The 16,141-nt window shown below is 71.7% G+C and carries 19 protein-coding genes; 12 read left to right on the plus strand and 7 right to left on the minus strand.

The annotated features are described in order from the left end of the window. Position 1: 1 nt before the first annotated feature. Together CVO96_RS01095 and CVO96_RS01100 are read right to left on the minus strand one after the other, a co-directional pair. Complete coding sequence (locus CVO96_RS01095) at positions 2-2,650, minus strand: phosphoenolpyruvate synthase (RefSeq protein WP_103309377.1); 2,649 nt, start codon at positions 2,648-2,650, stop codon at positions 2-4. Further along, positions 2,647-3,399, minus strand: coding sequence for a TetR/AcrR family transcriptional regulator (locus tag CVO96_RS01100; RefSeq protein WP_165795165.1), 753 nt, complete (start codon positions 3,397-3,399; stop codon positions 2,647-2,649). Before CVO96_RS01100 ends, CVO96_RS01095 begins: the two co-directional genes overlap by 4 nt. Before the next feature lie 250 nt (positions 3,400-3,649). Between CVO96_RS01100 and CVO96_RS01105 the strand changes: the two genes are divergently transcribed. Then, entirely contained in the window at positions 3,650-3,979 is a 330-nt protein-coding gene (locus tag CVO96_RS01105) for a PadR family transcriptional regulator (protein WP_103309381.1), read from the plus strand. After that, entirely contained in the window at positions 3,976-5,133 is a 1,158-nt protein-coding gene (locus CVO96_RS01110) for a permease prefix domain 1-containing protein (RefSeq protein WP_103309383.1), read from the plus strand. Before CVO96_RS01105 ends, CVO96_RS01110 begins: the two co-directional genes overlap by 4 nt. Here the strand turns inward: CVO96_RS01110 and CVO96_RS01115 are convergent. Continuing rightward, complete coding sequence (locus CVO96_RS01115; protein ID WP_103309385.1) at positions 5,130-5,585, minus strand: TlpA family protein disulfide reductase; 456 nt, start codon at positions 5,583-5,585, stop codon at positions 5,130-5,132. The two genes, CVO96_RS01110 and CVO96_RS01115, sit on opposite strands and share 4 nt — an antisense overlap. A 45-nt stretch (positions 5,586-5,630) precedes the next feature. On the opposite strand from CVO96_RS01115, the gene CVO96_RS01120 reads away from it, so the two are divergent. Together CVO96_RS01120 and CVO96_RS01125 are read left to right on the plus strand one after the other, a co-directional pair. Beyond that, positions 5,631-6,389: an ABC transporter substrate-binding protein gene (locus tag CVO96_RS01120; protein ID WP_103313226.1), complete on the plus strand. Its 759-nt coding sequence runs from the start codon at positions 5,631-5,633 to the stop codon at positions 6,387-6,389. Between the two features lie 15 nt (positions 6,390-6,404). Next, positions 6,405-6,668, plus strand: coding sequence for a hypothetical protein (locus CVO96_RS01125; protein WP_103309387.1), 264 nt, complete (start codon positions 6,405-6,407; stop codon positions 6,666-6,668). 28 nt (positions 6,669-6,696) lie between these two features. Here the strand turns inward: CVO96_RS01125 and CVO96_RS01130 are convergent, their stop codons facing one another. Together CVO96_RS01130 and CVO96_RS01135 are read right to left on the minus strand one after the other, a co-directional pair. Continuing rightward, positions 6,697-7,020 (minus strand): SMR family transporter, encoded by a 324-nt coding sequence (locus tag CVO96_RS01130; protein WP_103309389.1) that lies wholly within the window; start codon positions 7,018-7,020, stop codon positions 6,697-6,699. After that, positions 7,017-7,358 (minus strand): DMT family transporter, encoded by a 342-nt coding sequence (locus CVO96_RS01135; RefSeq protein ID WP_103309391.1) that lies wholly within the window; start codon positions 7,356-7,358, stop codon positions 7,017-7,019. Before CVO96_RS01135 ends, CVO96_RS01130 begins: the two co-directional genes overlap by 4 nt. A gap of 502 nt (positions 7,359-7,860) precedes the next feature. Between CVO96_RS01135 and CVO96_RS01140 the strand changes: the two genes are divergently transcribed. The 8 genes from CVO96_RS01140 to CVO96_RS01175 all read left to right on the plus strand — a co-directional run bounded on the left by CVO96_RS01140 (position 7,861) and on the right by CVO96_RS01175 (position 14,946). After that, entirely contained in the window at positions 7,861-8,556 is a 696-nt protein-coding gene (locus CVO96_RS01140; protein ID WP_103309393.1) for an amino acid ABC transporter permease, read from the plus strand. Positions 8,557-8,618: 62 nt separating this feature from the next. After that, positions 8,619-9,386: a hypothetical protein gene (locus CVO96_RS01145; protein WP_103313227.1), complete on the plus strand. Its 768-nt coding sequence runs from the start codon at positions 8,619-8,621 to the stop codon at positions 9,384-9,386. Beyond that, positions 9,383-9,925, plus strand: a complete 543-nt coding sequence (locus CVO96_RS01150) for a DUF5946 family protein (RefSeq protein WP_103309395.1) — start codon at positions 9,383-9,385, stop codon at positions 9,923-9,925. The genes CVO96_RS01145 and CVO96_RS01150 overlap by 4 nt, the downstream gene beginning before the upstream one ends. Before the next feature lie 509 nt (positions 9,926-10,434). After that, a complete protein-coding gene (locus CVO96_RS01155; protein ID WP_165795339.1) occupies positions 10,435-11,103 on the plus strand; it encodes an AzlC family ABC transporter permease in 669 nt (222 codons plus the stop codon). Then, complete coding sequence (locus CVO96_RS01160) at positions 11,100-11,396, plus strand: AzlD domain-containing protein (protein WP_103309399.1); 297 nt, start codon at positions 11,100-11,102, stop codon at positions 11,394-11,396. Before CVO96_RS01155 ends, CVO96_RS01160 begins: the two co-directional genes overlap by 4 nt. Before the next feature lie 82 nt (positions 11,397-11,478). Next, positions 11,479-13,170: a PASTA domain-containing protein gene (locus tag CVO96_RS01165; RefSeq protein WP_103309401.1), complete on the plus strand. Its 1,692-nt coding sequence runs from the start codon at positions 11,479-11,481 to the stop codon at positions 13,168-13,170. A gap of 46 nt (positions 13,171-13,216) precedes the next feature. After that, positions 13,217-14,350 (plus strand): cysteine desulfurase family protein, encoded by a 1,134-nt coding sequence (locus tag CVO96_RS01170; protein WP_103309404.1) that lies wholly within the window; start codon positions 13,217-13,219, stop codon positions 14,348-14,350. Then, on the plus strand, positions 14,335-14,946 hold the full coding sequence (locus CVO96_RS01175; RefSeq protein WP_243398106.1) for an HD domain-containing protein: 612 nt from the start codon (positions 14,335-14,337) through the stop codon (positions 14,944-14,946). Before CVO96_RS01170 ends, CVO96_RS01175 begins: the two co-directional genes overlap by 16 nt. A 1-nt stretch (position 14,947) precedes the next feature. Here CVO96_RS01175 and CVO96_RS01180 read toward each other — a convergent pair whose 3' ends face one another. Together CVO96_RS01180 and CVO96_RS01185 are read right to left on the minus strand one after the other, a co-directional pair. Then, complete coding sequence (locus tag CVO96_RS01180) at positions 14,948-15,610, minus strand: Nif3-like dinuclear metal center hexameric protein (protein WP_103309406.1); 663 nt, start codon at positions 15,608-15,610, stop codon at positions 14,948-14,950. After that, a complete protein-coding gene (locus CVO96_RS01185; protein WP_103309408.1) occupies positions 15,607-16,113 on the minus strand; it encodes a P-loop nucleotide/nucleoside kinase family protein in 507 nt (168 codons plus the stop codon). Before CVO96_RS01185 ends, CVO96_RS01180 begins: the two co-directional genes overlap by 4 nt. Positions 16,114-16,141: the final 28 nt, after the last annotated feature.

The raw sequence follows: 16,141 nt of genomic DNA on the forward strand, positions 1-16,141 counted from the left end.
CTCAGTTGAGCACCTCCACATAGCCCAGGTCGCCGTTGACCCGCACGCGCTGACCGCTGCGGATGCGCCGGGTCGCGTCCTCCACGCCGACGACCGCCGGCAGGCCATACTCGCGCGCCACCAGGGAGCCGTGGGTCATCAGGCCGCCGACCTCGGTGACCAGACCGGCCGCGGCCACAAACAGCGGCGTCCAGCCGGGGTCGGTGAAGGGAGCGATCAGGATCTCACCCGGCTGCACGGGTGGGTCGGCCAGGCTCAGCATCACGCGCGCCCGCCCCTCCACCACGCCGGCCGAGACGGGCTGGCCCCCCAGCGCCCCGTCCGGCATGGGCTGAGCAACCGGGCGCCCGGTGATGATCTCGCCGTCGCTGGTCATCACGCGCGGCGGGCGGAGGCGCGAGTCGTGGGCGAAGGTGGTCTGGCGGGCAGACGCCACGCCGTCCAGCACGCGGTCAGGATGGGCGACCGCCTCCTGCAGCTCCGGCAGGGTCAGGCACCAGACCTGGCCGGGCGAGCCCAGCTGACCCCGGGCCGCCAGCACCACGCCGGCCTCCTGAAGGACGGGCCTGACGAGTCCGAGCACCCGCACCAGCAGGAATTTGGGATGCTCGCGCAGCGGCAGGTAGGTGCGAACCGCCCGGACGAGATGGCGCACGAGCAAGCCCCGGAAGGGCCCCGCCGCCCGCAGAACCCGCCCGGCGGCCTGCTGCGCCCCTGCCTGGAGGGCCTGCGCCTGCTGGCGGTGCGTCCCCGCCCCGGCTCCCAGCTGGCCCGTGAGCATGTTCAGGAGGGGCGCCGGGTCGTCGTGCCAGCGCGGGCGGCTGAGATCGATCTCACTGGAGGCCCGGGCCCCGTAGCGAGCCAGGAAGGTCTGCCAGAGCGTCAGGAAGGGTTCACCGCCGGGCAGCCGGCCGACGTCGAGCCGTTCCTGTGCGCTCAGCTCCGTCCGGCGCAGCCGGGCGATCAGGTCGGCGTGCCCGTGCGCCGCGTCCGCGAGGTCGCCCAGCGCCAGGCCCATCTCGGTGGTGACGTTGCCGCGCTGGCCGGAGCCGACCGCGATCAGGTCGGCGCGGGCGGCGAAGCGGGCCCCGAACTGGCGCAGCAGCGTGTCGCTCAGGACACCCGCCATGAGCCGGGAGACGAGCGGATAGAGCGGCGGGCCGATCAGGGTACGGAGCTGCCCCATCACCACCTCCAGCCGGGCGTCCAGCGTGGGGGCCGCGTCCAGCGCCGCTCGGAAGGCGCCCAGCAGCCGGTTCGTGCTCTCCAGTTCGGCGGCGGCCACGTCGCCCCGCTCGGGGCGCAGGAGATGTCCCAGGGCCGGGCCGACCACCGGCGCCAGGCCGCGCAGCGCCCGCCGGCCGCTGACCCTGGGGCCGCGCTGGAACTCGGGCCGCGCCGCGAGCTGTGCCAGCGGGTCGCCCATGCGGGCGTCGATGTTGGCGCCCGCGGCGCGGGGCAGCACCCGGCGCAGCAGGGGGTAACGCAGGGCATAGGAGATGTCCAGATACAGCCGCCCGCCGGCGACCGTGAGCAGCGGATTTTCCAGGGCGTGCGGGGGTCGCCCGATGGGAAACAGCACCCGCCAGAGCGAGGCGGCCAGCGGCGGCAGGGCGTCGGTCATGACCTGCAGGTGGCTGAAGCTGAGGTAGGCGTGCAGCTGGCCGTCCCCGGGCGCCGGCGCGGGCAGCGGAAAGAGCGTCGTGATGGGCCGTGACTGCAGGACGTACCACTGGCCGCCCACGCCCGCCCATTCGATGTCCTGGGGCACGCCGTAATGCGCCTCGATGCGCCCGCCCAGCTCGGCCAGGGCCAGGGCCTGGGCGTCCGTCAGGGCGGGGGTCTGGGCCTGATCTCCCCCGAGGGGCACGCGCCGGATTCCTCCCTGCGGGGCCGAGCGCAGGGCGAAGGTCTTCCCGGAGATGATCCGCCCGGTGACCCGCCCGTTCTGCCGATCCACCGTGTAGGCGTCGGCACTCACCACCCCCGACACCAGCGCCTCACCCAGCCCGAAGGCAGCGTCGATCCGCGCCAGGCCGCGCTGCCCGGTCGTGGGATCGGCGGTGAACAGGATGCCGGAGACCTCGGGGTCGATCAGCCGCTGCACCACCACGGCGAGCCCCAGGCCACGCGGCGCCACACCCACCTGAGCGCGGTAGAGCAGCGCCCGCTCGTTGAACAGCGACGCCCAGCAGTCGCGGATCGCGCCCAGCAGCCCTTCCAGCCCCCGCACGTTCAGGAAGGTGTCCTGCTGCCCCGCGAAGGACGCGCCGGGCAGATCCTCGGCGGTCGCGCTGGAGCGCACAGCATAGGCGTGGCCCGGCCCCAGCGTCCTCCACGCCTGTTCGGCGGCCTGGGCGACCTCGGGCGGCACCGGCACGGCGCGCAGCCGGGACTGCCAGCGCCCGCTCAGGGCCTGGGCGGCGGCGTGATCCCCCGGCCGGAGGGCCTCCAGCTCGGCGATCATCGTCTCAGCGTCGGCCAGCCCGGCCAGAAAGCGCTCGTACGCCGCCACCGTGAGACAGAAGCCGGGCGGCACGGCGAAGCCCGCGGCGCTCAGCTCGCCCAGGTTCGCGCCCTTGCCGCCCACCCGCGCCAGATCGCCGGCCCGAATGGCTTCGAAGGGCAGGACATACGGGCCGGGCGTCACGCCGTTCCCCCCGCGCCGTCCAGAAACAGCCCCACGATGAGTTCGGCGGTCTGCCGGGGGTCGGTCACGCCCAGACCGTAGCGGCTGGGGCCGATCAGGCCGAAGGCGAACAGCAGCCCCAGCAGCGCCAGGGCCAGCTGCTGCGGCTCGGCCCCCGCGCTGAGCCGCCCGGCCTCCTGGTGACGGCGCAGGGAGCGGGCCAGCAGTTCCAGGGCCCGCTCGGTGCCGTGCCGCACCCGTTCCAGGTAGGCCCGCTCGGCATCGCTGCCGAAGAGGCTCAGGCGGATCAGGCCCCCGGTCTGGGCCAGCCCCTCCAGCCCAGCGCGCACCAGGGCTGTCAGCTCTCCCCGCAGGTCGTCGGTCGGCGCCTGCTCCAGCGTCCGCAGGACGCCGCGAGGCGTCAGTTCCTCCACAACCGCGCCCACCAGCGCCTCCTTGTCGCCGAACTGGCGGTAGACGGTCGCCACTCCGACCCCGGCCTGCTGGGCGATCTGCTCCATGGTGCTGCCCAGCAGGCCGTGGCTGCCCAGCACCTCGGCGGCGGCGCGCAGGATGCGGGTGCGGGTGTCGTCGGCGGGCACGCCCTCATCCAGCAATTTCAGCAATCCAGCCCTTCCCCCATGCCGGCGATACAGCGTGGCCCGCGAGACGCCCAGATGCTCGGCCAGCCGATCCATCGTCGTGTGGGGCGAGCTTTTCAGCAGTCGTGCGGCCTGCAGCAGCTCCCCTTCCATCTCCCGAGATGACATGATCGAGAGTATACTCTCTCGTCTCGTCTCAGACAACGGGCAACCGTGTGATGACCTCTCCTTTCGACGAAGATCGCCTCTGACACGGCCTTGCGGCGAACACTGGTCTGCCGCTCTAGAGCCTAGGCAGACTGGGCTTGACATTCCCCCCTACTCAGGCGGACTATGGAGACAGACATAGCTATGTACGGGCAGCAGCCGCGCGGGACGCCACGCGGTCAATGCCCCCCCGCCCTTCTCCGGAGGCCCCATGAACCCTGACCTGCTGCGCGGCAACCTCGACCTGATCCTGCTGACCATCCTGGAGGCGCGGCCCCTGTACGGCTTCGCCATCATTCAGGAGGCGAAAGAGCGCACGGGTGGCCTGTTCGACTTCAAGGAGGGCAGCCTGTACCCGGCGCTGCACCGGCTGGAGCAGGACGGCCTGCTGGCCGCGCAGCAGGGCGAGGTCGGCCGCAACGGCAAGCCCCGCAAGTACTACGCCATCACCGACCAGGGGCGCCAGACGCTGCAGACCAAGCGTCAGGAGTTCAACGCCTTCACGGGCGCCGTGCAGCGCCTGACGGGAAACGGCGCATGACCACGCGGGCCCTGAGCGACCAGCGTGCCCTGACCACCTACCTGCGCCGCGCCACCTGGGGCCTGCCTGAAGGCCGCCGCCAGGAACTCTGGGACGAGCTGGAAGAACACATCCTGACACGTGCCGAGCACCTGCAATTCACTGACCTCTCCCCTTCTCAGGCGCTGGCCCAGGCTCTTCGTGAACTCGGCCCACCGGCCCGATTGACCCTGGGCATGGCGAAGGTGTACACCATGCCGAAATTATTGATTGCCGCCGGAGCCGCTGCCCTCGCCCTCAGTGCTGCGCTGTATGCGATGGCGGGGGGTGGGGAAACGCCCATGCTTACTCTGCCCGTTGTCACGCAGAGCCCCGTCAAACCCTCCTGCGTTCGCGGCACCAAACCCAGTGGCGATAACATCACCATCGTCAGCGAGAACAACGGGATCACCTGCTATACGTTTAATGATGGGACGTCCTACCTCGGCGCCTATCTCAATGGCAACGACATCGTGAAAGCCATACGCGCCCAAGGTGGGCGAGCGACCCTGAAGGGCAATCGCCTGGACGTGAGTTTGCCGGGCACTGGGTCGGGTGGCGGTGAGATCGGCGCCAATTTCACCCGCAACGGTCAGCCCTACTTCGATGCGTTCAGACTGATTGATGGAGTTGGCACACCGCTGCCCATCCGCTTCGCGGGGTTCGCCGCGCCGCAGGTGCAGATCGGCGCGATCAATCTCCGCTTTGGGACTGGCGAACAATCCGTCGGCCGGTTGTTCTATAACCCCCTGTACAGCCTGTTCATCTCGTCCCTCAAAGGAGTCGTGGCTCAGCCCGGCATAACCGGCGGCGGTTACTTCATGGACAGTCCCCGCTCACCGAACAGCCGTCACCGTGTGGCGACCACCCTAGCCCCTGGCGAGGTAGTTATGCTGATTACCAAGCGGGCTGGGGAGAGGTACATGGCAGACACGGCGGAAGTCGGCGCTGACCGCAGCGCCGTTCTCCAGAGTGAGGCGTCTAAGGTTCGCTTCGTATCCAGCCTGGGTCAGCTCGGCCCCTACCCCGGCGGTGGGCGGATCAATGCCCTCCTCGTCCGCGTCACCAACATCCCCCTCGACCAGCTCAAGACCGGCATCTTTCTCCCGGCCCGGCCCACGTCCGACGCCCGCTAAACCTGCCCACTGCGCCCGGCCCACTCCTCCAGCAGGTACTGGAGGCGGGTCTGGGCGTTGTCCTGGCTGCCGTACACGCTTCTCAACAGTTCGCCGCCGGGCGCGAAGGCCAGCCAGTGGGGCGTGCCCTCGGTCTGCCAGTGGCGGGCGAAATCGCCGTCCAGATCATGAGCGACCGGAAACGGGAGTCTGGCAAAGTCACGGACGAATTTCGTCAGGATGGGCACGACCTCTTCCCTGGCCAGCAGGCGGTGGCCGAAGCTGGTGTGGACGGCCAGCAGGTTCACGGCCCCGCCAAACTCGGTGTGCAGGCGTTTCAGGAACGGCACACCGCGCGACACACAGCCGGGGCATTCCAGATTGAAGGTCATGACCAGCCCTGGGCGTGTCCAGGCCGCCGGCGGGGGCAGGGGGTCGCCGTGCACGAAGTCGGCGGGAGCGGGCCAGTCCATGCGAGCAGCGTAGCGGCTCCGGGCGGCGGCTTTATGCTGTACGCCATGAAGCATTCCCTGATGCTGGTGGCCCTGCTGGTGACGTCCTCTGCGCTGGCGAGCACGGTGGCCGAGGTCAAGAAGAAGGGAGTGCTGGTGCTGGGCACCGACCCGACCTTCGCGCCCTTCGAGTTCAAGGGCGCAGACGGACAGATCCAGGGCTTCGACATCGACATCGCGCGGGCGGTCGCCAAGGATCTGGGTGTGAAACTGGAGATCCGCGCCGTGGGCTTCGGGGCGCTGATGCCTCAGGCGGTCACGTCCGGGCGGGTGGACATGGCCATGAGCGGAATCACGATCACGGCCGAGCGGGCGAAGGTCGTGGCGTTCAGCGGGCCGTACTACCGCAGCGCACAGGTCTTCATCGTGCGGGGGGGCAACCCCGGCAAGTTCGCGTGGCCGGCGGACGTGAAGGGCAGGACGATCGGCGTGCAGGCCACCACCACCGGGCAGTTCGTGGCGAACGACGTGCTGAAGCCCAGGGGGGCCGCCCTGAAGGTCTATGACGACTTCTCGGCTGGGCTGGCCGACGTGCGCGCCGGGCGGATCGCGGCGCTGATCGGGGACGCGCCGACGGTGGCCGACCTGCAAAAGCGGCTGCCGGGGCAGTTCGCCAAGGCCGGGGCGGATCTGGCTGCCGAGGACTACGGCATGGTGTTCAGGAAGGGCAGCGATCTGGCCGCCGCCGCGAACAGGACACTGGCGCGCATGAAGGCGAGCGGCGAGTACCAGGCCCTGCTGAACAAGTGGATCGTGCAGAAGTAGGACGCGCGCCGCACCGTGATCACACTTCTGGGCCTCCTGGCGCTGGCCGGGGCCGTGTACGCGGGACTGCGCCTGAGCCGGCGGGACTCTGGGCGCGGGGGGTCGGTGTTCACGCGTGCCCAGGAGGCCCAGTGGGAAGAGCGGGTGCTGCGCCTCACACGGGGAAACCGTGGCGCACTGGAACGGGCCATGACCGCGCGGCGCACCAGGTTTCCGCAGGCGACCCGGCTCGAACTGCTGAAGATGGTTCACGACGAATATGTCCGGGATCGCGAGTAGGGGGCGCAGGCCCTGACCTGACGGCCGGTCAGTGGGCGCTGTGCAGGATGAGCACGCTCAGGGCGATCAGCCCCAGGCCCGCCCAGGCGACCGGGTTCAGGCGGGTGCCGTCCAGCCGCCGGCTGAGCAGCGCGGTCAGGGCCAGACCCAGCCCGCCCCAGGTGGCGTAGGCGGTGGCCAGCGGCACGCTGCGCAGGCTCAGGCCCAGCAGCCAGAAGGCCAGCAGGATCAGCGCCAGGGCCAGCAAACCGGGGCGCAGGCGCCGGAAACCGTCCGAACGTTTGAGCAGGGCGTTGGAGGCCACGTCCAGCGCGGCGGCCAGCAGGAGCAGCAGCGGAGCCAGGACGTTCATGCGGGATGGTGGGCCGGATGTCGGGTGCCCCGGTGGAGCAGCCACGCGCCCGCCACCAGCCCCAGCAGGGCCACACTCCGCAGGGGCGTCAGGGCCTCGCCCAGCAGCAGGGCGCCCAGCAGGGTCACCAGGGCCAGCCCGGCGGCCTCCCACACGGCGAAGGCCACGGCCACCGGAATGCGTTTGAAGGCCTGGGCCAGCAGGACGTACGAGCCGGCGATACACAGGCCGGTCAGGGCGGCGCCCAGCGGAAATTCTCCCAGCGAGGCGAGCTTGAGGGTCATGGTGCCGAAGACCTCCAGGGCCACGGCAGCGATCAGCGCGATCCAGGCGCGCATAGGGAACACCTTCCTTGGAATCAGGGTTCAGAAGAATCGAAATGAGGGAAACCGGACACACCTCGGGCGCGGCGACCGGCAGGGCTCAGGCGCAGCCGGCACGGCGGCCGGTGCAGGGCCCGCCCGCGCGGGGCAGGGGCCTGTGTAGGGCCGCGGCCGAACGTCGCCGGCCGCCAGATGGAACCGACCTACGTGCGGCTTCGGACGTAGAGCCAGTCGATCAGGGATTGGTCTCCGCTTGCGTTTCGACTTGCGTCACGGCGCATACTTCGCTTCACCCACACTTGTGAGAACTCCGGGCCGGCTGAGCGGCCCGCGTCTGGCCCCTGCCCCGGCTGGGTGGACGGCCTGACCTGACTCCAGTGTACAGGGGGAAGTGAATGAGAAATGTCAGCCCAGAGCCAGGGCAGCGGATCGGCCCAGGAACCGACTCCCCGGACAGGCCCCCTCGACTCCCCCTCCGAACCGGCCGCCCGAACGGGCAGCGTAGACTGACCGCTGCATGGGCGACCTGCTCACCGGCTTCCAGACCATCCTTTCCGGCGACTATCCCCGCCTACTGCTCTCCGGCCTGGGCCTGACCCTGGGCGTGAGCCTGTGCGCCCTGCTGGTCTCGGTGCTGGTCGGCACGGGCCTGGGCATCGTGCGGGTGGTGCGCGTGCCGGTGCTGGGGGCGCTGGGCAACGCCTACGTGGAGGTCGTGCGCGGCATTCCGTTGATCGTGCTGCTGTCGGTGGTCTATTACGGCCTGCCGGCGCTGGGCCTGACCCTGGACGGTTTCGCGGCGGCGGTGCTGGCCCTGGGCCTCTATTCGGCCGCCTACACCTCGGAGATCGTGCGCGGGGGGCTGGGCAGCGTGCCCGACGGTCAGACGGAGGCGGCCCGCAGCCTGGGCCTGAGCCGCGGCCAGGCGCTGCGGTTCGTGATCCTGCCGCAGGCGTGGCGGGTGGCGCTGCCGGCGCTGGGCAACGAGTTCATCTCGCTGATCCTGGGCAGCTCCCTGGCCAGCGCCGTGACGCTGCAGGAACTGTTCAGCCAGGGCAAATTCATCACCAACGCCACCTACCGGCAGTTCGAGGTCTACGCCGTGCTGGCGCTGGTGTACTTCCTGCTGACCTTCGTGCTCACCCGCGTGGTGCGGGCCCTGGAACGCCGGGTCAGCCGGGGCGTCGCCCTGCCCGGCCGCCGGGTGCTCTGACGGCGGCCGCCATGCGCCATCTGGCAGACGCGGGGGCCAGCCCGGAGACGGAAAATCACTCCATGAGGTTCTGTCTGGTGCCTACGCTGGAGAGGCTGCGGTCGGTCTACGGGGTGCCACGTGGGCCAGAGCGCTTCCAGGCGTATGTCGACGCCGCGGTGGGCGGAGCCCGGACGAGTGCGGAGGTCGCGCTGCCGCCCCTGGCTCTGGCCAACCCGATGGCGCGTGAGCCGGCAATGGAGTGTCTGGATCGCTGGATCGGGCTGGGCGCGGAGGACGTGGCCCGGAGGGCGCTGGAGGAGGCCACCGCCCGCCTGCCGAACGGGTCTCCTGCCGTCACCGTGCGGGTGGGCCTGACGCTGCTCGATGACGTGGGGGGCGGCTGGACGAACCGGGTCATCAGTGACGCGGCCCGGTTCAGCGTGGGGAAGACGTTGAGCAAGACCGGCTGGCTCAGTCTTCCCCTGTGGGCCAGCGAGGAGGTCAGCCAGGGGCTGTTGCGCGCGCTGGTGCTGGAGTCCGTCCACCGCGCGGCCACGGTGACCCGGACGGGCGACCCGCTGACCCTGCGGGACATGCTGCGCCAGGAGGGGGAAGCCGCCGCCTTCGCCGGACACACGGTGACCCTCGGGGCCGAGGACCTGGAGTATTCCCGCGCGGTGATCGCGCCCCACCTGGACTCCGCCCACCAGCCCACCGCGCTGGCCTGCCTGTACGGCGACGAGGGCGCCCATGCCTGGGGCTACCCGCCCCTGGGCCTGTCGAGGAACGCCGGCTTCGAGGTCGGGCTGGCCGACGCGCAAAGCCGCCGGAAGGGTGCCGAGCCATGACGCCCACCGCCGTTCCAGATGTCGGAACCTGTGAGGGCTGCGGCGCGGTGCTGCCCGTCCAGGATGGCCCCACGCACCGGTACATGGCGTCCAGTGCTGCGTGCTGGGCCACGTTTACCGGGCTCTCGGATCCGCACCGGCCGCTGGCTGGGGCCGCCTTCGACGCGCTGATCGTGGACGCCTACGCGGCGCAGCATCCGGGTCGCCCCTCGCCACAGACCATCAACTCGGTCGCCATCCACCTGATGGTGCTGTGCGGGGTGCTGGAGCACAGCTTCAGACCCGATCAGGCGCTCTGGGTGCGGCAGCGGCCGGGCCGCCCCAGCCGGCTGCCGAAGCACAACCGCTTCCACTGGCTCGCGCCGCCCGCCTTCACCTCGATCCTGACGGTGGCCGACGTGAGCCGGGGCGAGACGCCCGCCCGCCGCTCGGATCTCGCGGAGCAGTGGATCCGGGAGGTCTGGTCGACCTGGGCCGCCGCCCACCGCCCACAGGTCGAGAACTGGTTCGGTCGATATGTGCTGAGCGAGCGGGTCTGATGGAGAGGGTGGAGACCGCATCAGCTTTGAGGTCACCGGGTCTGACGACTCCGCACGCCCCCCTGAGGGCAACACGCTGAGCCAACGCCTGTGGAACCACGCCGATCCGCTGCTGGAACCGCGTCGACCAGCCACTTGATGTGCTTCTGCTCCCTCTCCCCTCGGGGGGCTCGGTCAAGCCGCTGGCGGAGAGGGGTGGGGTGAGAGGGTAAGGTCAGCGACGGAGAAATCCAGTACGGTTTTCAGCCCCGACCTCTCGGATGACGCTCTGCTGGAACGGCTGTTCCAGTGGGAGATCACGCCGGACGAACTGCCAGCGGCCTACGACCGGCTGCGGCGCCTTCCCAGGCCGGTCAGCGTGCTGGTGAACTGGGACGGGTGAACTGGGGCGGGCGCGGCGTCCCCCTCGCCTCTCCCGCCCGCCCTTCTCGCTACACTGCGCCCTGATGAGCCCCCAGCCCTCCTCTGCCGCGTTCTGGCCCAGCTTCTGGCGGGGCTTCCGTGCCCTGATGCCCCTGTGGCTGGGCATGGTGCCGTTTGCCGTGGCCTACGCGGTTACGGCGCGTGGCGCGGGCCTGAGCGTCTGGGAGACCCAGCTGATGAGCCTGACCGTCTTCGCCGGGGCCTCGCAGTTCGCGGCGGCCGGCCTCTTCGCGGGCGGGGCCTCGATGCTGGGCATCGTGAGCACCACGTTTCTGCTCAATGCCCGGCACCTGCTCTACGGCCTGAGCCTCTCACGCTCGCTGCCGCTGAGCCGGGCGCAGCGCCTGCTGGGCGCGCAGTTCCTCACCGACGAGGCCTACGGCGTGGCGCTGGTCAGCGGCAGCCGGGAGCCCGGCGGCCTGAGCTTCGGCTACCTGCTGGGCGCGGAGCTGAGCCTCTACGCCATCTGGAACGCCTCGACCCTGGCCGGGGCGCTGGCAGGCTCGGCGCTGCCCAGTCCGGAGGCGCTGGGGGTGGGCGTGATCTTCCCGCTGGCCTTCCTCATGCTGCTCGTGCCCCTGGTGGTGGGGCCGCAGGTGATCGGCCGGCTGCCGGTGGTGGTGGCGCTGGCCTCCGGGCTGGGGGCGTGGGGGCTCTCGCAGGTGGTGCCGGGCGGGCTGGTGATCCTGCTCTCGGGGGTGGGCGGGGCGCTGCTGGGCGCGGCGCTGGTCGGCCGGCAGGGGGAAGGGGCATGAACGCCCTGCTGGTGATCGGGCTGATGTGGGCGGTGACGTATCCGGTGCGCTGGCTGGGGCTGGGCCTGGGGGGGCTGAAGCTTCCGCCCTTCTGGCTGGCCTTCCTGCGCTTCGTGCCGGTCAGCGTGTTCGCGGCGCTGGTCGTGCCCGACGTGCTAGGCAGCCCGGAGTGGGCGCGGCGCTTCGTGGCCTGCGCGGTGGGCGGGGCGCTGATGTGGCGCAGCCGCAGCCTGGGCCTGGGCATCCTGGGCGGCTTCGGGGCCTACTGGGCGGCCCGGCTGGCGGGCCTGTGAGCTGGGGAGGCGCGGGGTGGGGGCAGCGGCCGCTCAGGCCAGCTAGCACGCTCTCACCGCTGCGCGCTATGCTGGAGGGCGCATGACCCTCGAGGCCGGTTCCCCCACCAGGATAGACAGGAAGTACGAAGTGCTGCGCGAGCTGTCCCGGCAGGGCAACGTGACCCTGTCCGAAGTGCGCGCGGCCGAGGGCGTGACCCGCACGGTCGCCTGGTTCGATGTGGCCACCCCGACCGCCCGGCAGGCCTTCCATACCTACCGGGCGGTGCTGCGCGCCCTGAGCCCCGCCGGCCTGACCGACGTGGTGGCCCGGCCCGGCGCGTTCTATGCCGTCTGGCAGCCGGTGGCGGGCACCCCCCTGGACGCCTTCCTGGCCCAGAACGTGCGCCAGGAGGAGACCGTGACCGCCATCCGGGCACTCGCCGAGCGGCTGGCCGAACATGGCTACGCCCTGGAAGACGCCGATGTGGTCGTCGAGGGCCGCGAGGCCCGGATCGCCTACCTGCGGGCCCTGCCCACCCCGCGCACGCCCGAGAACGTGGCGGCCAGCAACGCCCAGACGCTCGCCGCCCTGAGTGGAGGGCGGGTCAGGCGCCGCCGCCAGTCCGGCGCGTGGCTGAGCTTCGTGCCCGGACTGCTGCTGCTGGGCGGCGCGCTCTACCTGGGCGCCCAGGCCGCCAAGGTCTACCTCAACCCCCCGGTGCGGGAGGTCGTGGGCGTGACCGGCCTGGAGGCCAAGGCGGCGGCCCAGAAGCTCACCACGCAGGGCTTCCGGGTCGACTACACCTATGGTCAGGCGGGCGGCAGGGCCATCGGCTCGGTCATCCGGCAGGAGCCGGCGGCGGGCATCAACCTCCCGGTGGGGCGGCTGGTGACGCTGACCGTGAACAACCCGCCGTCCATCGAGGTGCCGCGCCTGGAGGAGATGAACCTCGATCAGGCGCGTGACGCCCTGAAAGACCGGGCCATGCTGCTGGGCAAGGTCGTGAAGGTCGACGGCACCCTGACCAACACCCCCGAGGGCCGCATCGTGGCGCAGGTGCCGGAGGCGAGTTCGGCCGCGCAGCGGGGGCAGCAGGTGCAGGTCATGGTGAGCACCGGGGTGGCCGGGCGCGAGACCTGGCTGACCACCCTGGCCGGCATGACCGTGGTGCAGGCCAAACAGCACGCCAAGGCGGCGGGCCTGATCGTCACGCGGGTCAAGGAGCAGCCCAGCGACAAGCCCGAGGGCACCGTGCTGGAGCAGACGCCGGCGCCCTACGTGCGGGTGGCCGTGAACAGCCCGGTCGTGCTCACCGTGGCGGTGGCCCGCTACAGCGCGCCCAGTCGCCCGACCGACAACCTGCCGCTGCCCCCGGTGTACCAGCCGCCGGCGCCGGCTCAGCCCGAGGCGCCGCAGTCCGAGACCCCGGCCCAGCCCGAGGCCCCCACCCCGGAGCCCGCCCCGGTTCAAGACACCCCGCCGGCTGCGGAGCCCCCGGCCACGCCGGCCCCGACCCCGGACGCCTCGGAAATTCCCGCGACACCCCCCACCGAGACACCGGCCCCGGCCGAACGCAGCGTGACCTTCCAGTACCGCTTCCCGGCCGATCTGCCCGACGGCTCGTACACGGTGGTCGTGCAGGACGCCAACGGCGAGCGCGAGATCATGTCGGCGGCCGACGCCAGCGCCCTGCGCGGCCGCGACGCCACCAGCGCCCAGCAGACCGTGAGCGGGGACGCCGTGTTCGTCATCCGGCAGGACGGCGCCGACTACGCCACGGTCACGCCCTGAGCTGTGACGCCCCGAACTGTGATTCCCTGAGGCACGCTCTCCCCCGATGATCTACCTCGACTACGCGGCCACCCATCCCATGACCCCCGAGGCGCTGGCGGCCTACGCGCAGGCGGCGGCGCTGCCGGGCAATCCGTCCAGCGTGCACGGGGCGGGGCAGGCGGCCCGCGAGCGGCTGGAAGAGGGCCGGGCACGGGTGGCGGCCGCGCTGGGGGTCGATCCGCGCACCCTGGTCGCCAACTCCGGCGGCACCGAGGGCGACAACCACGTCCTGCTGGGAGTCGCCCGGCAGTGGCAGGACGAGCGGGGCCGACCCGGCCACCTGATCACCACGCCCACCGAACACTCCGCCGTGCTCGCCCCGGCCCGCGCCCTGGCCGCTCAGGGCTGGGCCGTGACCCTCCTGACGCCCGACGCGCACGGCCGCTATGACCCGGCCGAGCTGGAGGCGAGCCTACGCCCCGATACGGCCCTGGTGTCTATCCACCATGCGAACAACGAGCTGGGCAGCGTCCAAGACACCCCGGCACTGGCCGCCGTGGCCGCCGCCAGGGGCGTGCCCTACCACACCGACGCGGTGCAGGCTCCCGGGGTGCTGCCGGTCGATCTGCCGGGCTGGGGCGTGACCTTCGCCACGTTCAGCGCGCACAAATGGGGCGGGCCGCGCGGCGTGGGATTGCTGTACATCCGGCGCGGCGCGGCGCTACCCGCCCTCTCGCTGGGCGGCGGGCAGGAGGGCGGCCTGCGGGCCGGCACCCAGGACACGGCCGGGGTCTACGCGGCGGGCGTGGCCCTGACCCTTGCCGAGGCGCAGCGGGGAGCGACCTTCGCCCACCTGGGCCAGCTGCGGGAACGCTTCGTGCAGGCGGTCTCCCCTGTTCCCGGTCTGCGCGTGAACCACCCGCCGGACGGCAGTCCCAAGGTCGCCTCCCTGACCCTGCCCGGCACGGACGGCGAGGCGCTGCTGATGAACCTGGACATGCTGGGCGTGGCGGCCAGCGCGGGCAGCGCGTGCAGCGCCGGCACCATGCAGCCCAGCCACGTCCTGAGCGCCATCGGGCTGAGCGAGGCCGATGCCCGGGCCAGCCTGCGCCTCAGTTTCGGGGCCGCCACGACCGAGGCCGAGGTCGATCAGGCCGCCGCCGCGCTGATCCAGGCGGCGCAGTGGAGCCGGGTCTGACCGTCCCGAACCCTGCGGCGGCGCAGGCCCTGCTGCTTGAAGCCGAGACGATGAATCCCGGCGCCTGGGTGGCGCACTCGCGGAACGTGGCGCGGGCGGCGCGTTTCATCGCGCAGCGGCACCCGACCCTCGACCCTGAGCGGGCGCATACGCTGGGGCTGCTCCACGACCTCGGCCGGCGCACTGGCCCCAACAGGGATCGGCACATTCTGGACGGCTATGACCACCTGATGGCCCTGGGCTACCCGGACGCGGCGCGCATCGCGCTCACCCATTCGTTCGTGAATCCGCAGCTGAGCGAGCGTGAAGGCGTCTGGGACGGCACCTCCGACGAGTGGGAGCGCCTGCGGGGTCTGCTCGCCGGCCTGACCTTCGCGGAGGAAGACCGTCTCTTTCAGCTGTGCGACACCCTGGCTCTGCCTGACGGCTTCTGCATCGTCGAGGAGCGGCTGATCGACGTGGCCCTGCGCCACGGCGTGAACGACCACAGCGTGAGCAAATGGCGGGCGAAACTGGCCCTGAAGCGGCACTTCGATCAGGTCTGCGGCGGCAACCTCTACCGCCTGCTGCCCGGCCTATGCGAGCGGCTGAGCTGAGTCAGCCGTAGACCACCGTCTCCAGGCCTGGGAACGCCGCCTCCAGTTCCTGCGCCAGCCGCCTCAGGCCCCACAGCTCGGTGCGGCGGTGGCCCAGGGCGACCACGCCCAGACCCAGAGTGCGGGCGGCCGCCACGGCGGAGGGTCGCAGCTGGCCCGTCAGGTACACGGTGACGCCCAGCCGGGCGACGTGCTCCAGCAGCGCCGGATTCATGGCGTTCATCAGGGCCAGCCGCAGGGGGGCGCCACCTGCAGGGGCGAAGGAAGAGTCCTCGCCGCCCAGCGCGGCCACGAGGGCGGCGTGCAGCTCGGGCCAGCTGCGCTGCGGGGGCGTGGCCTGGAGGCCGACCAGCCGGCCCTCCCAGGTCACGTCCTGCACGTCCGTCCAGCCCAGAGTCCCGGCCAGCCGCCGGTTGGGGCCGGTCGTGAACTGCAGGTCGAAAGCGTCGTGGACGCCGAGCACACCCACGCCGGGCCAGCGGTCGCCCGTGTGCCGCGAGCGGTGGAGGAACAGGGCGTCGGCCTCCAGGGTCGCCGGCACGTCGGCCGGCTCCAGGGCCAGCTCGAGGCGGCGCACCGCCTCGAGCCCGGGCCGCTTCAGGGCGTCCTCGCCCAGGGCCGTGTGCAGCCAGCGGGCCAGTCCTTCCAGGGTCGCGGGGCTCATGCGTCCGCCGTCCAGACGTGGCCCAGGAAGGGCGGCTGTTCGGTCGGCCGCAGTTCCTGGGCACCGGGCGCCTCGTACCAGCCGGCCCACTCGTCCAGCTCGGCGCGGCTGACGGCGAAGGTGCCGGGGGGCAGGCCCCGGTTGCGGGCCTCCAGTCGGCGCCACAGGGCGTCCACGGGCACGTCCAGCACATGCAGCTCGAAGCGCACGCCCAGCGCGGCGGCGCGCGAGCGGAAGAGGTCGCGTTCCTCGCGCGCCCAGCAGCCGTAGTCCAGGATCACGTCCAGGCCCAGCTGCAGGGTGCGCGCCGCCACCCCCCAGAGCAGTTCGGATTCCAGCACCCAGCGCCTGTCGTCGGCCTCCCCGGCGCCGAACAGGGGCGACATCCATTCGTCGGGGGTCAGGCGGAGGGCCGCGTGCTGGGCTTCCAGGCGCCGGGCCAGGGTCGTCTTGCCCGAGCCCGGCAGGCCGATCAGGAGGTGAAGGGTCGGCGTCCGGGGCATGGCTCCAGGGTAGAGCGGACGGAGCCAC

This window comes from Deinococcus koreensis (genome assembly GCF_002901445.1).
In the GTDB taxonomy this organism is placed as follows: Bacteria; Deinococcota; Deinococci; order Deinococcales; family Deinococcaceae; genus Deinococcus; species Deinococcus koreensis.

Excerpts from the sequence above, each read along its gene's own strand:
- CVO96_RS01145 (WP_103313227.1), top strand. The coding sequence starts at position 8,619 with ATGAGGTTCTGTCTGGTGCCTACGCTGGAGAGGCTGCGGTCGGTCTAC.
- CVO96_RS01120 (WP_103313226.1), top strand. The coding sequence starts at position 5,631 with ATGAAGCATTCCCTGATGCTGGTGGCCCTGCTGGTGACGTCCTCTGCG.
- CVO96_RS01135 (WP_103309391.1), bottom strand. The coding sequence starts at position 7,358 with ATGCGCGCCTGGATCGCGCTGATCGCTGCCGTGGCCCTGGAGGTCTTC.
- CVO96_RS01140 (WP_103309393.1), top strand. The coding sequence starts at position 7,861 with ATGGGCGACCTGCTCACCGGCTTCCAGACCATCCTTTCCGGCGACTAT.
- CVO96_RS01155 (WP_165795339.1), top strand. The coding sequence starts at position 10,435 with ATGCCCCTGTGGCTGGGCATGGTGCCGTTTGCCGTGGCCTACGCGGTT.
- CVO96_RS01150 (WP_103309395.1), top strand. The coding sequence starts at position 9,383 with ATGACGCCCACCGCCGTTCCAGATGTCGGAACCTGTGAGGGCTGCGGC.
- CVO96_RS01185 (WP_103309408.1), bottom strand. The coding sequence starts at position 16,113 with ATGCCCCGGACGCCGACCCTTCACCTCCTGATCGGCCTGCCGGGCTCG.
- CVO96_RS01165 (WP_103309401.1), top strand. The coding sequence starts at position 11,479 with ATGACCCTCGAGGCCGGTTCCCCCACCAGGATAGACAGGAAGTACGAA.
- CVO96_RS01130 (WP_103309389.1), bottom strand. The coding sequence starts at position 7,020 with ATGAACGTCCTGGCTCCGCTGCTGCTCCTGCTGGCCGCCGCGCTGGAC.
- CVO96_RS01100 (WP_165795165.1), bottom strand. The coding sequence starts at position 3,399 with ATGTCATCTCGGGAGATGGAAGGGGAGCTGCTGCAGGCCGCACGACTG.
- CVO96_RS01180 (WP_103309406.1), bottom strand. The coding sequence starts at position 15,610 with ATGAGCCCCGCGACCCTGGAAGGACTGGCCCGCTGGCTGCACACGGCC.
- CVO96_RS01105 (WP_103309381.1), top strand. The coding sequence starts at position 3,650 with ATGAACCCTGACCTGCTGCGCGGCAACCTCGACCTGATCCTGCTGACC.
- CVO96_RS01115 (WP_103309385.1), bottom strand. The coding sequence starts at position 5,585 with ATGGACTGGCCCGCTCCCGCCGACTTCGTGCACGGCGACCCCCTGCCC.
- CVO96_RS01110 (WP_103309383.1), top strand. The coding sequence starts at position 3,976 with ATGACCACGCGGGCCCTGAGCGACCAGCGTGCCCTGACCACCTACCTG.
- CVO96_RS01170 (WP_103309404.1), top strand. The coding sequence starts at position 13,217 with ATGATCTACCTCGACTACGCGGCCACCCATCCCATGACCCCCGAGGCG.
- CVO96_RS01160 (WP_103309399.1), top strand. The coding sequence starts at position 11,100 with ATGAACGCCCTGCTGGTGATCGGGCTGATGTGGGCGGTGACGTATCCG.